We start from the raw sequence: 15,098 nt of genomic DNA, 5'->3' as shown, positions 1-15,098 counted from the left end.
GAACGACAAGCGCCACAACGACTCGTGCCAGCGTGATAAGGTCCTTCACTGCGTTCAGGATGACAGGAAAGCCCAACGGCAGACAGCAGAAACAGCCGCCCCGAAAAACCCCGGAAGCCTCCGGGCGGTTATACAACCCAATCACTCACGACAACTCACATACAATGCAGGAAATAGCCGGAAAAAATGCCCTGGTAACGGGCGCAGGCAAAGGAATCGGGCGGGCCGTGGCCCTGGCCCTGGCCCAGCAAGGCGTCAACGTGGCCCTGCTGGCCCGCACCGAAAGCCAGCTCCGGGAAGTAGCCCGGGAAATCGAAGCCCTGGGCGTGAAAGCCGTGGTAGTAACGGCCGACGTGGCCGACCGCGGCGCCGTGGAAGCCGCCGTAGCCCAGGCCCTCGACGAGCTCGGCACCCTCGACATCCTGATCAACAACGCCGGCATCGGCACCTTCGCCAAGCTGGTGGACATGGACCCGGCCGAGTGGGAAAAGATCATCCAGGTAAACCTGCTGGGCACCTACTACGTCACCCGGGCCGTGCTGCCCCAGATGATAGCCCGCGAAACCGGCGACATTATCAACGTTGCCTCCACCGCCGGACAGCGCGGCGCGGCCACTACCAGCGCCTACAGCGCCTCCAAGTTCGCCATCCTGGGCCTCACCGAGTCCTTGATGCAGGAAGTGCGCAAGCAGAACATCCGGGTGTCGGCCCTCACGCCCAGCACCGTGGCCACCGAGCTGGCCATCGGCAACAAGCTCACCGACGGCAACCCCGACAAGGTAATGCAGCCCGAGGATCTGGCCGAGTTCATCATCGCCCAGCTCAAACTCAGCCGCCGCATCTTCATCAAGGAAGCCGGCATGTGGAGCACCAACCCGTAGTTGGCTCAGCACGTTGAGAGGCCGTTAGAAAGGTCATGCAGAGCGCAGCGAAGCATCTCGCGTGCAATGCTATATGATTACTCCTACAACGTCAGCACGCGAGATGCTTCGCTGCGCTCTGCATGACGCCCTGCGTTAGAGCACAAGCTGCTATAACTAAAAAAGGCCCCGGAAGTAGCTTCCGGGGCCTTTTTCGTTATGCGCTAAGCAGCGCTACCTACTTGATAACGCGGCCGTTTTTATCGATGCGCACGTCGGGCTTGGCTTCGGCCTTGGGCACCATCGTGCCGAATGCGCCGCGCTTCTCGAACGACTGAATGACCTCGTCCTCGACCGGGGTGCGCTTCACCACGGGGTTGTTGGCCCAGAACTCGGGGTCGTACTTGATGCTCTTGATGGCCTCCAGGTCGCGGTCCTGCACGCTGACGCGGGCATACGGGATGCTGGTGGGCGTGGTGCTGGTGTCGTAGAAGAAGGTGAACGACGAGACGGTGAGCGGGGTGGCGGGCTTGCCGGGCGTGGTCAGCTCGGCGGAGAGGTTCACCTTCATGTATTCGAGCGGCGCAATGGGTTCCTCGGTGTTCTGGAACGACATTTCGATGTCGAGCTTGGTGTTGCGGAATTTCTGGTTGACGTTGGACGTGGAGGCCGTGAAGTTGGGCGTCGTCATGCGGTAGCGCACCACTTTGTAGCTGTCCACGTCAATCCAGATGGTGCCCTGGGCCTTGTAGCGGGTAAGCTCGGGCCGGGTTTCGAAGTCGATTTCGGCAATGCCGCCCTTGGTGCTGTCGGGGCCGGCCACTACGCCTTTCAGGTCCAGCAGGTAGTTTTTCACCGCGTTGGGGCTCAGCAGGGCCAATGACTTGAGCGTATCGGCGTTGGCGTCGTAGAGGCCGTAGGATTTGGTGTAGAGCGAGAAGTTGCTGAAGCTGGTCAGGCTTTGCTTGGCGGCGTAGCGGCCCTGGGCAATGGCCGTCCCCTCGATGCGGGCCGTGGTCGACTTCACGTTCCAGACTACTTCCTGCAGCTCGGTCGGCTCGCCGCCGATGCGGGTGGTCTGGCGGTAGAAGGCCTTGCCGTAGAACTTGCGGCTGTAGCTGCGCTGCAACTGGCGGAAGGCCCTATCGACGAGGCGGAAGGCGTAGCTGCCCACTTTCACCTCGGGCAGCGTGATGGTGGCCGACGCCAGGGATACACGCAGCAGCTCGGCGTTGGAGGTCACGCGCAGGGTGTCGCGCACGTGGCCCAGCTCCGAAATCAGCAGCGTGATGGGCAGCTTGTTTACTTTCAGCGAGAACTCGCCCTCGGTATTAGTGGTGGTGCCCAACGTGGTGCCCGGCACCGACACGCTGGCGAAGGGCAGCGGCTGGTTGGAATCCTTGTCGAGCACGACGCCGCGCAGCTGCTGGGCCTGGGCAAATTGGGCAAACAACAGGCCGAGCACCAGCAGCAGGGCGGCGGGCCGGAACCGCCGCCGGGTGGCGGCAGCAGAAGAGACGGAAGCAGCGAAAGTCATCAAAACGGCAGATAGGATAAGTGAGGAAAGGCTCCTGACCCGGTAAACGGCCCCGGAGCCCGGAAGGGTATGCGGCCTTGCAAAAGTAGGACCGCTCTGGCTTTGCACAGGGAAAGTTTTCCGGTCCGCGCAAAAACCCGGGCTACAGCACAACGTCACCACTCGAAGCCCGCGGTTGCCTGGCAACGCTTTTTCTTTGCCTTACCGGGTCGGCTTGGTCGGCAGCGCGGCCCCGTTGGCAGTGCGGTAGCGGCCGTGCGGCGCGGCCGACGCCACCAACACCCCACATTCCGCTAAATTAGCAGCCTCACCCCTGGCTAACCGCTATTCCGATTTTGTCTTTCGCCCGCCTCCTCTCGTTTTTGTGGCTGCTGTTGGTTGTGCTCAGCCCGGCCGACGCCAACGCCCAGCGCCGCAAGAAGTCTTCCGCCAAAAAGAAAACCACCACCGCCCGGCCCGGCCGGCAAAGCGCCGCCGCCCGCCGTCGCCAGGAAATCCTGGACTACCGGGAAGCCCAGGCGGCCGCCGCCAAAGCCCGGGCCCGCAGGGCCGCCGCAGCCGCTGCCGCGGCGAAACCGACGACGGCGCCGGCCACCGCCAAAGCCCCGGCCGCCCGGCCGCGCGGCGCCCAGCCGGTGCCGTTTGCCAGCCAGCTGGCTTCCTCGCGCTGGGTCGATTCGGTGATGAAGACCCTCACGCCCGACCAGCGCGTGGCCCAGCTGTTTATGGTGGCGGCCTACTCCAACCGCAAGCGGATCGACGAAGACTCCATTTCGACCCTGATCCAGCAGTACGGCATCGGGGGGCTGATTTTCTTCCAGGGCGGCCCCGTGCGGCAAAGCAAGCTGCTGAACCGCTACCAGAGCCAGAGCAAAGTGCCCCTGCTGGTGGCTATGGACGGCGAGTGGGGCGCGGGTATGCGCCTCGACAGCGTGGTGAAGTTCCCGTTCCAGATGAGCATGGGCGGCATCCGCCAGAACCAGCTGCTCTACGACATGGGCCAGGAAGTGGCCGCGCAGTTTAAGCGCCTGGGCATGCACGTCAACTTCGCGCCGGTGGTCGACGTGAACAACAACGCGGCCAACCCCGTCATCGGCTTCCGCAGCTGGGGCGAGCAGCGCGAAAACGTGACCGAGAAAAGCTACCTCTACATGCGCGGCATGCAGGACGCGGGCGTGCTGGCCGTAGCCAAGCACTTTCCCGGCCACGGCGACACCGACACCGACTCCCACCTGGCCCTGCCCCTGGTGCGCGTGGATCGGCGGCGGCTCGATACGCTGGAGCTGTTTCCATTCCGGGACTTGATGCGGCGCGGCCTGGGCGGCATCATGATTGCCCACCTCAACGTGCCGGCCCTCGACAGCACCGGCATGCCCAGCACGCTTTCCAAGCCGATTATCACGGGCATGGTCAAGCAGCAAATGGGCTTCCAGGGCGTAATTTTCACCGACGCCATGAACATGAAGGGCGTTATCAGCAAGTACCCGCCCGGCGAGGCCGACCTGCGCGCCCTGCTGGCCGGCAACGACATTCTGGAGTTCTCCAAAAACATTCCCCTGGCCCTGCAGATGGTGCGCGCCGCCATCAACGCGGGCCAGCTCCGGCAGGAAGACATCGACGCCCGCTGCCGCAAGGTACTGGCTCTGAAGCAGTGGGCCGGCCTGAACAAATACCGCCCCATCGAGCTGCGCAACCTCTACCCCGACCTGAACTCGGTGCACGCCCAGGCCCTGAGCCAGAAGCTTTCCAGCCTGAGCGTGACGGTGCTGCGCAACCAGAAAAACGTGCTGCCCCTCCAGCGCCTCGACACCCTGCGCCTGGCCACACTCACCATCGGCACCAAGGACACCACCGACTTCCAGCGCCTCGCCGCCGACTACGCCCCCGCAGACCACTACTGGCTGAGCGCCACCGCCACGCTCGACGAGCTGACGCAGATGCGCAACCAGCTAGCCCGCTACAATATGGTGCTGGTGGGCGTCAATAACCTGGGCCGGCAGCCGGCCACCAGCTTCGGCGTGACGCCCGAAACCAACCTGCTGCTGCGCGAGCTGACCAGCGCCCGGCAGCGCGTCGTCGTCAGCGTGTTTGGCAATGCCTACGCCGTGGCCAAAATCCGGGACCTGGACCGGGCCGACGCTGTGCTGCTGGCTTACCAGGAAAGCAAAAACGCCCAGGAAACAACGGCCCAGGTGATTTTCGGCGGTATCGGCGCCACCGGCCAGCTACCCGTAACGGTGACCGACAAGTACAGCCAGGGCTTTGGTCTGAACACCACCGGCGGGCAGCGCCTGCGCTACGGCTTCCCCGAAGACGTGGGCATGAACAACAACCTCGAAGCCCGCGTCGACTCCATCGTGGCCCAGGCGCTGGCCGCCCGCGCCATGCCGGGCTGCGAAGTGCTTATTGCCCGCCAGGGCACGGTGGTACTGCGCAAAAGCTACGGCACCCACAGCTTCGCCGACACCCCGGCCCAGGCCGGTAAGCCCAGTCGCCCGGTGCGCAACACCGACCTCTACGACCTGGCTTCGCTCACGAAAGTATCGGCGGCCGTGCCGGCCCTGCTGAAGCTCCAGGAACAGGGCCAGTTCAGCCCCGACAAAACCCTGGGCGACTATTTCCCCGAGCTCAAGGGCACCAACAAGCAGGACCTGAAGCTGCGCGACGTGCTGGCCCACCAGGCCCGCCTGAAAGCCTGGATTCCGTTCTGGCAGGGCTACACCCGGCCCAAAGGATTTTTCGCGGGCCTGTTCTCAGGCTTTAGCAAACCCGATCCTAATAAGAAGCCCGCTCCCGACGCCCAGCTCAGCCGCCGCTTCTTCCGCCCCGATTCCTCGGCCCGCTTCCCGCTGCAAGTGGCTACCAAGCTCTGGGGCCGCCAGGATCTGCCCGCGCAGCTGGTGCGGCAGATCGGCGAGTCGCCGCTGAACGAGAAGCCGGGCTACGTGTACTCCGACTTATCCTTCTACCTCTACCCGCTGCTGGTCAAGCGCATCACCGGCCTGCCGTTCGACCAGTTTTTGCAGCAGCAGGTGTACCGGCCCCTGGGCGCCACCACCCTGGGCTTCAACCCCACCCGCCGCTTCCCGCGCCGCCGCATTGCCCCCACCGAGTACGACTCGCTGTTCCGCCGCCAGCAGCTGCACGGCACCGTACACGACGAGGGCGCGGCCCTGCTCGGCGGCCTTTCCAGCCACGCGGGCCTCTTTGGCAACGCCAACGACCTGGCCAAGCTGGTGCAGACCTACGCCTGGCAGGGCAAGTACGGCGGGCAGCAGCTTCTCAAGCCCGAAATCCTGGCCGACTACACCCGCTGCCAGTTCTGCGACCAGGGCAACCGCCGCGGCCTGGGCTTCGACCGGCCGGCCACCCCGCCCGCCGGCAACACCGCCCCCGACGCCTCGGCCAGCAGCTTCGGCCACTCGGGCTTCACCGGCACCTTCTTCTGGGTCGACCCCGAGCAGGAGCTGGTCTACGTGTTCCTGTCCAACCGCGTGAACCCGACCCGGCGCAACAACAAGATCGGCGAGCTGAACGTGCGGACCGACATTCTGCAGGTGGCTTTGGAAAGTATCCGCAGGGCGCAGAAGCAGCAGGTGGAGACGACGGTGGAGGAGTAGGGTTTCACGCAGTGTCTCGCGGTGGTAAACCGCAGGGTTTCGCAGTGTTGTTCTTATATTCAGCGGAAACTAGATATAGGAATTATGACTGAGAATGATATTTCGTTTGAGATTCGTCGGGCGGCTTTTAAGGTGCATACTGCTCTCGGGCCAGGGCTGCTCGAATCGGTATACGAGGTAGCCCTGGCCCATGAGCTGCGGCAGCTGGGCCTGCTGGTGCAGACGCAGGTGGCCCTGCCGATGGTTTATGCCGGGGTGCAGCTGGAAGCCGGCTTCCGCCTCGACCTACTGGTAGCCGGAAAAGTAATCGTAGAAATCAAATCCGTAGAGGCCCTGCAGGAAGTACATTTCAAGCAGCTCCTCACCTACCTCAAGCTTTCCAACCTCAAGCTGGGCCAGCTCATCAACTTCAACGTAGCCCACCTCAAAGACCACATGCACCGCCTCGTCAACGGTCTGTAAGAACGACCACTGCGAGACCCTGCGCCTTCCACTGCGAAACACTGCGTGAAACCCCATCCAAACCGTATGCAAGGATTAATGATGAACGAGCCCCTGCGCATCGCCGGGCTCCTGCAGCACGCCGCCAAGTGGCACGCCGACACCGAAATCGTGACCCGCCTGACCGAGGGCGGCATCCACCGCTACACCTACCACGCCGCCCACCTGCGGGCCCAGCAGCTGGCCAATGCCCTGACCGAGCTGGGCGTGCAAAACGGGGACCGAATCGGGACGCTGGCCTGGAACAACCACCGCCACTTCGAGCTGTACTATGGTGTCTCGGGTATCGGGGCGGTGTGCCATACCATCAACCCCCGCCTCTTTGCCGAGCAGCTCGTCTACATCATCAACCACGCCGCCGACCGGTTCATCTTCTTCGACCTGACCTTTCTGCCCCTGGTCGAGAAGCTGGCCCCGCACTGCCCCAAGGTGGAAGGCTGGGTGCTGATGACCGACCGCGCCCACATGCCCGAGGCCAGCACCCTACCCGACATCCGCTGCTACGAAGACCTGCTGGCCGCCCACAAGCCCGAGTTTGAGTGGCCCTATTTCGACGAGAACACCGCCTCCTCGCTCTGCTACACCTCCGGCACCACCGACCAGCCCAAGGGCGTGCTCTACTCCCACCGCTCCACGCTGCTGCACAGCTACGCCGCGGCCCTGCCCGACTGCTTCAACTGCTCGGCCCGGGACGTGATTCTGCCCGTGGTGCCCATGTTCCACGTCAACGCCTGGGGCATACCGTACCTGGCCCCCATGATCGGCTGCAAGCTGGTGCTGCCCGGCCCCGGCCTCGACGCGGCCAGCCTGTACGAGCTGTTCGAGAACGAGGGCGTGACCTTCTCGGCCGGGGTGCCCACCATCTGGTTTGGCCTGCTCACCTTCATGCGGGAGAAAAAGGCCCGCTTCAGCACGCTTTCCAAGATGATAGTGGGCGGAGCTTCCTGCCCGCCGGCCCTGCTCCGGGCTTTCGACGAGGAGCTGGGCGTGACCATCCGCCACGCCTGGGGCATGAGCGAAACCTCGCCCCTGGGCACCGTCAACACGCCCAAGAGCCAGCAGCTCAGCCTCAGCCCCGATGAGCAGTTTGCCATTAGCACCAAGCAGGGCCGCGCCATCTTCGGCATCGACCTGAAAATCGTGGACGACGAGGGCCACGAGCTGCCCCACGACGGCCGGGCCTTCGGCGACCTGCTCGTGCGCGGCCCCTTCGTGGCCGGCGGCTACTACCAGTCCGATAACCGGGCCCAGTTTACCCCGGATGGCTGGTTCCGCACCGGCGACGTAGCCACCATCGACCCCAGCGGCTTCATGAACATCACCGACCGGTCCAAGGACGTCATCAAGTCGGGGGGCGAGTGGATCAGCTCCATCGACCTGGAAAACCTGGCCGTGGCCCACCCCGCCGTGGCCGAGGCCGCCGTCATCGGCCTGCCCCACCCCAAGTGGAGCGAAAGGCCCCTGCTGGTGGTCGTGCGCAAGCTCGAAGCCGAGGTCAGTAAAGAGGAGCTGCTGGCCTTCTTCGAGGGCAAAGTAGCCCACTGGTGGACACCCGACGCGGTAGAGTTCGTCGACCAATTACCCCACACCGCCACCGGCAAGCTGCTCAAAACCCAGCTCCGCCAGGACTTCCACGGCTACGAGTTCCCGGCCGGTAAGTAACTCTACCCCGTTTGTCAATTTCCGTCTGTCATCCTGAGGCGCAGCCGAAGGACCTTCCTCCCCTACCCCACCGCGGGCAATACCAACGCACCAAAGCCCTTTCCCACCAGCGCGTAGGAAAGGGCTTTCTGGTAACAGGCCGGGGCTACCCGCGCAGAGGACGGATTAGCTACGCTGTCCTTCGGGTGCGCCTCGCAATGGCACGCGGGAAGTCCCGGGGCAGGTCCGGGGAAAGTGGATATTTCCGCTATAGTGCTTCTTGACTGCTTCTAGACTGGCTCTAGACTGCTTCTAGACTAAGTGGCAGGAAGCGCCATACCCGGAAGCTGGCCGGATAGGACAAAACGCAGGAACGCAGGCTACAGCGGAAACTGCCGGAGCGTATGGTTGCCGGGCCGGTCGGAGGCCACTACGTCGAGGCGGGTGGCGGACTGCGGTAGACCAGCCGGAGGCAGGCGGAACAGCCAGCAGCCGTCGGGTTGGAGCACCGCCGGCCCTTGGGTCAGGAGCTGGTCAGCGGCCGAGTACAGACGAGCCTCTACGCCCACGACGGCGAAATCATCAGTAGCGTAGAGGCGGATACCGTCGCCGGGGCGGCCTCGGTAGGCGCTTAGGTCGGCTCCCAGGACTTCAGGCGAGTTCATAAAGTCGCTGATAGCAACCAGGCGGGCGTTTTTGAGGCGGTCGGTAATTCCGGTGGCGTAAAGCGCCTTGAGGGCCGGGTCTTGCTTCAGGATTTCCGAGTAGCACCGGGCTAAATGCATGCGCTGGCGCTGGATCAGCTGCTTCTCGGAGGGCGGTGCCTTCTTGGGCCCCTCGGCGGCCGAGACGATGGTTTCCTTGCCGACCTGGCGGATGGTGATGTTGCCCAGGGTGCCGCTGAGGCCACGCAGCAGGCTGTTTCCGGTTACTCGGGCCATAGGATAGAGAAGATATTAGGAGTCGGATAAGGTAGGCAAAGGGCCGGTATTTTGGAAGCTTGCGGCGCGGGGGTGGCGCCTCACCCCCCGGCCCCCTCTCCGAAAAAGGAGAGGGGGAGCCACGGCGCTTGCTTGCTTGCTTGCTTGCTTGCTTGCTTGCTTGCTTGCTTGCTTGCTTGCAACCGGTCCTTATCCAACGTTCGGAAACGCCCCCCGATAATCGTCTGGCTCCCCCTCTCCTTTTCGGAGAGGGGGCCGGGGGGTGAGGCGCCACCTCGCTAGCTCCCCGGCTGCCACTGAGAACCCAGCGCCAAGGCCCAGGCGGCGCAGTTCCCGCCCCACGGCGGCGGGGCGGGCAAACTATTTTTCGGGTGGGCTGTAAGGAAAGAGCCGGGCGGGCGTCTACCGGGCTATAAGACTCAAACGGGTCTGGCTACCTGTACTTTACCTTTGCTATGCGTACTCTGCTTTGCCTGCTCGCGGCTACGGCGTTGTTGGCCTTCACCACGCTGCGCCCCGGCGCTACCCGCCTTTCCGGGGCCGAAAAGGCCGTGGCTGGCACTTACCCCCGGCCCCGGCCCGTCACGGGCAAGCCCAACGAGTTTCCGGTCCGCAAGACCGATGCCGAGTGGCGTAAGCAGCTCACCCCGGCCCAGTACTTTATTCTGCGCCAGCAGGGCACCGAGCCGGCCTTCCGCAACAAGTACTTCAACAACCACGCGAAGGGCCGCTACTACTGCGCCGCCGACCACAACCTGCTTTTTACCTCCGACACCAAGTTTGAGAGCGGCACGGGCTGGCCCAGCTTCTGGGCCCCGGCCGCGGAGGGCAGCCTCAAGGTCGCGGCCGACAACACCCTGGGCATGAGTCGCGACGAAATCGTGTGCGCCCAGTGCGGCGGCCACCTGGGCCACGTCTTCGAGGATGGTCCCAAGCCCACCGGCCTGCGCTACTGCCTGGACTCGGACGCCATGCTGTTTGAGGCCGCCAAGTAACTTTCCCAGTACTTTATCCGCGCCGCCGGCCGGCGGCGCTTTTGCCTCACCCTTTCGCCCCGCTGCCGATGAAACGCCTCGTTGCAAAGCACCCGCTGGCCATCCGCTGGTTCCACTGGCTCAACTTCCCGGTGCTGGCCCTGATGATCTGGAGCGGCCTCTGGATTTACTGGGCCAACGACGTGTACCGCCTCGGCTGGGGCCATACGACGCTGCTCAAGTTTTTCCCGCAGTCGTTTTACCAGGCCTTTCATATGGACCACAAGCTGGCCCAGGGCATGGCCTGGCACTTCGTGCTGATGTGGGTGTTTGCCCTCAACGGCCTGGCCTACGTGACCTACACGCTGGTGTCGGGCGAGTGGCGGGAGCTGGTGCCCAACCGCCGTTCCCTGGCCAGCGCCTGGCAGACCGTGCTCCACGACCTGGGAATCCGCAAGGAGCCGCTGCCGGCCCAGAAGTTCAACGGGGCCCAGCAGATTGCCTACACCGCCGTGGTGCTGATGGGCGCGGGCTCCTTGCTCACCGGCCTGGCGATTTACAAGCCCACCCAGCTGGCCTGGCTGACGACCCTGCTGGGCGGCTACGAGTGGGCCCGGCTCGAGCATTTCGCCCTGACTATCGGGTACGTCCTGTTTTTCGTGGTCCACATTGCCCAGGTGGTGCGGGCCGGCTGGAACAACTTCCGGGCGATGGTAGCGGGCTTCGAGGTGGTGGACGTACCCGACCCGGCTCCGGCCCCCACGCCCCCGGCTTCCTCTCCTACTCTTCCCGCCTAAGCTTGCGTCTTATGACTGACCAACCACAACCCGGCCGGCTCCTGACCGACGCCGAGGCGCAGCAGGAAGCGGCCCGCCGCTCCCGCCGCTCGTTTATCACGCTGGGCTTGGCCGGCCTGGCGGGCCTGGGCGGCTGGGGCTGGCTCGTGACCCGGCCCGCCGAGCAGGGCGTGCCCCAGCCCCTGCGCCGGGTGCTCGAAGCCAACGGCCAGCTGGCCGGCGAGTACCTGAGCAACGCCCAGCTGGCCCCGGTGTTTCCAAAAAGCCGGGCCCGAATGCCGCGCGTGAATGGGCACGTGGGGTTGAAAGACGACCTGGACCTGACGGCCTGGCGGCTGCGCGTGCAAGGCTACGCCCCGGGCGGCGCAGCCCGCAACCAGGAGTTTACCCTGGCCGACATCCAGGCCCTGCCCCGGGTCGAAATGACCACCGAGCTTAGGTGCATTGAGGGCTGGAGCACCGTGGTGACCTGGGCCGGGGCCCGGCTTTCCGACCTGCTGGCCCGCTACCCGCTGGCTACCGACCCGCGTCCCGCGCCCGGCACCGGGCAGCCCGCCGACCAGGCCCGCTACGCTAGCCTGGCTACCCCCGACGGCAAGTACTACGTGGGCCTGGACCTGGCCAGCGCCCTGCACCCTCAGACGCTGCTGTGCTACGAGATGAACGGGCAGCCCCTCACGCCCGACCACGGCGCGCCCCTGCGCCTGGTGACCCCGCTCAAGTACGGCATCAAGCAGCTCAAGCGCATCGGCACCCTGGCCTTCACCGACCAGCGCCCCCCCGACTACTGGGCCGAGCGAGGCTACGACTGGCATTCGAGTCTGTAGGTGGCAGTTGTTGACTGTTTATTGTCCGTTGTTAGGGTTGTCATCCTGAGCTTTGCGAAGGACCTTCCTCCTCTACCCCACAACGGGTTATCCCAACGCGCAACCCCTCTTCATTCGCAGTTGAAGGCTTTAGCACGTTGAATTGACTTATCAGGACATGGAGGAAGCTCCTTCGCAAAGCTCAGGATGACAGTGCTAGTAATCAGCATCCACCACCTAAACCACAGGCAGGTGATTTTTCGTTAGGTTGTGCGGAGCGGGGCCGGCTGCCGGCGCCCCGCTTCTTCTTGTTTCACTTGCTGCTTGCTGTGTCCTTACCCTCGCACCTGCCCGCCGCCGCCCCGGCACCTCCCGAACCCCAGCTCTGGCTGGCCCGCTACGGCGACGAGCTCTACCGCTACGCCCGGGCCCGCGTGCCCGACGCGGCCAGCGCCGAGGAGCTGGTGCAGGATACCTTGCTCAGCGCCCTGGACGGACTGGCTTCGTTTCGGGCCGAGGCCTCGGAGCGCACCTGGCTGTTCGTGATTCTCAAGCGCAAGCTCATCGACTACTACCGCCGCCGGGCCCGCCACCCCGAAATTGGCCTGGAGGCCCTGGACGCTACCGGCCCTACGGAAGCTACTTTCTTCGAGCTCCACAACGGCCACTGGCGGGGCGAGCAGCACCCCATCAGCTGGGACCCGGCCGATGGGCCGATGGAGTTACAGGAGCTGCGCGAGGTGCTGCGGCGGTGCCAGCAAAAGCTGCCGCCCCAGCAGGAAGCCGTGTTTGCCCTGCGCTTTGTCGAAGAACTTTCCGCCGAGGAAATCTGTCGGGAGCTGGGGCTGAGTGCGGCCAACTACTGGGTACTCGTGCACCGGGCCAAGCTGCAGCTGCGGCGCTGCCTGGAAAAAAACGGCCTGGGTCGGGCTGCTACCGCGTAATGTCTATGCTACGAATCATTTCCTGCCAACGAGCCACCCTGCTGCTGGAGCAGCGCGCCGAGGCGGCCCTGCCGCCGACGGAGCGCAACAGCCTGTGGCTGCACCTGCGCTACTGCCCTTACTGCCGCCGCTACGCCCGCCAAACCGTGCTGATTGCCGAGCTGGCCCGCGCGGCCACGGCAGCTCCCGAGCAAGCCGGCTTGTCGGCCGAGGCCCGGCAGCGTCTACAGGAGCGCCTGCGCCAGGCCGGTCTGGGCCGCTCGTAAGTTTTTTCCTGCTGGCCCAGTAAGGAACGGCCCGGCGGCGCGTCTACCCACCCGAAAGCCGGACGCAACCGGCGCTTCATTCCGCATTTCACCTATTTCCTGCTGCCGTATGAACCTGCTCACCCGTTGTTTATCCGTTCTGCTTACCGTGGGCGTGGCCGGCTCGGCCCAGGCTCAGGCGCCCGCCCGCTCCACGGCCGGGGCCGCGCCCAAAGACCTTACCGGCCTGGCAGTGGCCACCTTCGCCGGGGGCTGCTTCTGGAGCCACGAGGAAACCTTTGAGGAAGTACGCGGCGTGCGCGAGGCGGTGTCGGGCTACGCGGGCGGCACCACCAAGAACCCCAGCTACGAAGAGGTCGGCAGCGGGCAGACCGGCCACGCCGAATCGGTGCAGGTGTACTACGACCCCAAGGTGGTCACCTACGCCCAGCTGCTCGACGTGTTTCTGCTGGGGGCGCACAACCCCACCGAGCTCAACCGCCAGGGCCCCGACACCGGCCCCGAATACCGCTCGGTAGCCTTCTACCGCACGCCCCAGGAAAAGCAGCTGATCGAGGCGGCCATCCGGCGCGTCAATGCCTCCAAGCGTTACTCCGCCCCCATCGTGACCCAGGTAACGGCCTTCACCGGCTTCTGGCCGGCCGAGAAATACCACCAGGGCTACTACCGCCTCCACCCCACCCAGGGCTACATCGACCACGTGTCGAGGCCCAAAGTGGAGCACTTCCGCCAGCTGTTTCCCCAGCTGCTGAAAGACGAAAAGCTGCCAATGTAATGGCGTTGGCTACTGACGGCACACTCCCGAAATCCGCCCCCGACTACACCCGCAGTCGGGGGCGGATTCGTTTCTCGCGCCAGCCGGCTACTGCCGCACACGCTTGTCCCGAGACGTTGTACCCAGCCCGGGCGGCGCTACACTTTGATGATGATGTGCCGCCGGTACATGGCCCACAGCACCCCCAGCCAGATCAGCACGCAGGCCACGCCCCCGGCCAGGGAGGCCAGGTACGGGTCGGGCAGCCAGGACACGAACAGCGCGTCGTAGAGCCACTGCTTCATGCTGACCGGGCCGCCGGGGCCGGCTACCTGCCACTTGTTCAGCCCGCGGGCAATGAGGCCGGACAAGAAGAACACGGTAATGGCATTCACGCCGTAGACGAGGAAGGGCGTGAGGCCGCGCCGGAAGCCCTGCACGTCGCAGAGCCAGTAGAGCGTGGCCAGGCCCATGCCCGCCAGCCCGCCGGTATACAGCACGTAGGAGCTGGTCCAGAGGCTTTTGTTGAGCGGCAGCCAGCTGCTCCAGACCAGGCCCAGCAGCAGCGCCGCGCCCGAGGCCACGAACAGCCAGGCCACCTTGGGAGCCGCCTCCAGGGTTTTGAGGCGCAGCAGCTGCCCGGCCAGCAGGCCCAGCACGCCGGTGCCCACGGCGGGCAACGTGCTCAGCAGCCCTTCCGGGTCCCAGGTTTTGCTGATTTTCCAGAGGTGAGCCTCGCCCAGCAGCAGCCGGTCGAGCCAGGCGCCCAGGTTGGTTTCGGGCTCCAGGCTGGCAGCCCCCAGGCCGGGCACGGGCACCAGCTGCAGCAGCACGTTGTAGCCAATCAGCAACGCGGCCAGCACCCCGAGCTGCTGCCGCCAGGTGGTTTTGAGAAACAGCACCCCGCAGGCCAGAAACACCAGGCTGATGCGGGCCAGCACGCCCGGAATCCGCACCGTGGCCAGGTCCCACTGCAGAAACAGGGCGCCGAACAACCCCAGCCCAAACAGCACCGCCGCCCGCCGCGCAATGCGCCCCAGCAGCGGCCCGTGCGGCTGGGTGCAGCGGGCCGAATCGAGGGCATACACGATGGAAACGCCCACGATGAACAGGAAGAAGGGAAAAATCAGGTCGGCCAGGGTGCAGCCGTTCCACTCGGCGTGCTCCAGCGGGGCGTAGATGTGGCCCCAGTCGCCGGGGTTATTCACCAGCAGCATGGCCATGACGGTCAGGCCCCGGAACACGTCCAGGGATACCAGGCGCGCGGCCGGCGGCGGGGCGGCAGAGCTATTCACGGAAGCAGCGGCGGGCGAAGAGGCAGGCATGGGCAGGCGGGTCAGATAAGCACCGCTCAAGATGGCAAAATTTGCCGCGTCGCGCGCGGCCCGCACTTTTTGGCGGCTGACTTGTTAGCCCCAGGGCAGGCATTTGCCGGCAACCCGGCCGGGCTTCGGTGT

The 15,098-nt window shown here is 65.0% G+C and carries 13 protein-coding genes; 10 read left to right on the top strand and 3 right to left on the bottom strand.

From position 1 onward, the window contains the following. Positions 1-164: 164 nt before the first annotated feature. Positions 165-881: a 3-ketoacyl-ACP reductase gene (locus tag E5K00_RS19650; protein ID WP_135464968.1), complete on the top strand. Its 717-nt coding sequence runs from the start codon at positions 165-167 to the stop codon at positions 879-881. A gap of 217 nt (positions 882-1,098) precedes the next feature. On the opposite strand, the gene E5K00_RS19645 is transcribed toward E5K00_RS19650, so the two are convergent. After that, positions 1,099-2,397: a carboxypeptidase-like regulatory domain-containing protein gene (locus E5K00_RS19645; RefSeq protein WP_167856956.1), complete on the bottom strand. Its 1,299-nt coding sequence runs from the start codon at positions 2,395-2,397 to the stop codon at positions 1,099-1,101. A gap of 335 nt (positions 2,398-2,732) precedes the next feature. Between E5K00_RS19645 and E5K00_RS19640 the strand changes: the two genes are divergently transcribed. The 3 genes from E5K00_RS19640 (at position 2,733) to E5K00_RS19630 (ending at position 8,180) form a co-directional block, all read left to right on the top strand. Beyond that, the gene (locus E5K00_RS19640; protein WP_262710097.1) at positions 2,733-6,017 is read left to right on the top strand and encodes a glycoside hydrolase family 3 N-terminal domain-containing protein; all 3,285 of its coding nucleotides are present in this window, start codon (positions 2,733-2,735) and stop codon (positions 6,015-6,017) included. Positions 6,018-6,101: 84 nt separating this feature from the next. Then, positions 6,102-6,479, top strand: a complete 378-nt coding sequence (locus E5K00_RS19635) for a GxxExxY protein (protein WP_135464966.1) — start codon at positions 6,102-6,104, stop codon at positions 6,477-6,479. Between the two features lie 66 nt (positions 6,480-6,545). After that, positions 6,546-8,180: a 3-(methylthio)propionyl-CoA ligase gene (locus E5K00_RS19630; RefSeq protein WP_210114339.1), complete on the top strand. Its 1,635-nt coding sequence runs from the start codon at positions 6,546-6,548 to the stop codon at positions 8,178-8,180. 359 nt (positions 8,181-8,539) lie between these two features. On the opposite strand, the gene E5K00_RS19625 is transcribed toward E5K00_RS19630, so the two are convergent. Then, positions 8,540-9,100, bottom strand: a complete 561-nt coding sequence (locus E5K00_RS19625) for a hypothetical protein (RefSeq protein ID WP_135464965.1) — start codon at positions 9,098-9,100, stop codon at positions 8,540-8,542. Between the two features lie 455 nt (positions 9,101-9,555). Between E5K00_RS19625 and msrB the strand changes: the two genes are divergently transcribed. From msrB to msrA, 6 genes are all read left to right on the top strand, one after another. Further along, a complete protein-coding gene (gene msrB, locus E5K00_RS19620) occupies positions 9,556-10,095 on the top strand; it encodes a peptide-methionine (R)-S-oxide reductase MsrB (RefSeq protein ID WP_135464964.1) in 540 nt (179 codons plus the stop codon). A 68-nt stretch (positions 10,096-10,163) separates the two neighbouring features. Further along, positions 10,164-10,871, top strand: a complete 708-nt coding sequence (locus E5K00_RS19615; RefSeq protein ID WP_135464963.1) for a cytochrome b/b6 domain-containing protein — start codon at positions 10,164-10,166, stop codon at positions 10,869-10,871. A gap of 11 nt (positions 10,872-10,882) precedes the next feature. Then, a complete protein-coding gene (locus E5K00_RS19610; protein ID WP_135464962.1) occupies positions 10,883-11,698 on the top strand; it encodes a molybdopterin-dependent oxidoreductase in 816 nt (271 codons plus the stop codon). A gap of 308 nt (positions 11,699-12,006) precedes the next feature. Further along, complete coding sequence (locus tag E5K00_RS19605) at positions 12,007-12,621, top strand: sigma-70 family RNA polymerase sigma factor (protein ID WP_167856955.1); 615 nt, start codon at positions 12,007-12,009, stop codon at positions 12,619-12,621. Positions 12,622-12,626: 5 nt separating this feature from the next. Beyond that, on the top strand, positions 12,627-12,887 hold the full coding sequence (locus tag E5K00_RS22985; RefSeq protein WP_210114338.1) for an anti-sigma factor family protein: 261 nt from the start codon (positions 12,627-12,629) through the stop codon (positions 12,885-12,887). Positions 12,888-12,996: 109 nt separating this feature from the next. Beyond that, complete coding sequence (gene msrA / locus E5K00_RS19595) at positions 12,997-13,662, top strand: peptide-methionine (S)-S-oxide reductase MsrA (RefSeq protein WP_135464960.1); 666 nt, start codon at positions 12,997-12,999, stop codon at positions 13,660-13,662. 137 nt (positions 13,663-13,799) lie between these two features. Here msrA and E5K00_RS19590 read toward each other — a convergent pair whose 3' ends face one another. Beyond that, positions 13,800-14,966, bottom strand: coding sequence for an acyltransferase family protein (locus E5K00_RS19590; protein ID WP_135464959.1), 1,167 nt, complete (start codon positions 14,964-14,966; stop codon positions 13,800-13,802). Between the last annotated feature and the right edge of the window lie 132 nt (positions 14,967-15,098).

Source organism: Hymenobacter aquaticus (assembly GCF_004765605.1).
Taxonomy (GTDB): domain Bacteria; phylum Bacteroidota; class Bacteroidia; order Cytophagales; family Hymenobacteraceae; genus Hymenobacter; species Hymenobacter aquaticus.
This window is presented reverse-complemented; position numbering and strand designations above follow the sequence as displayed.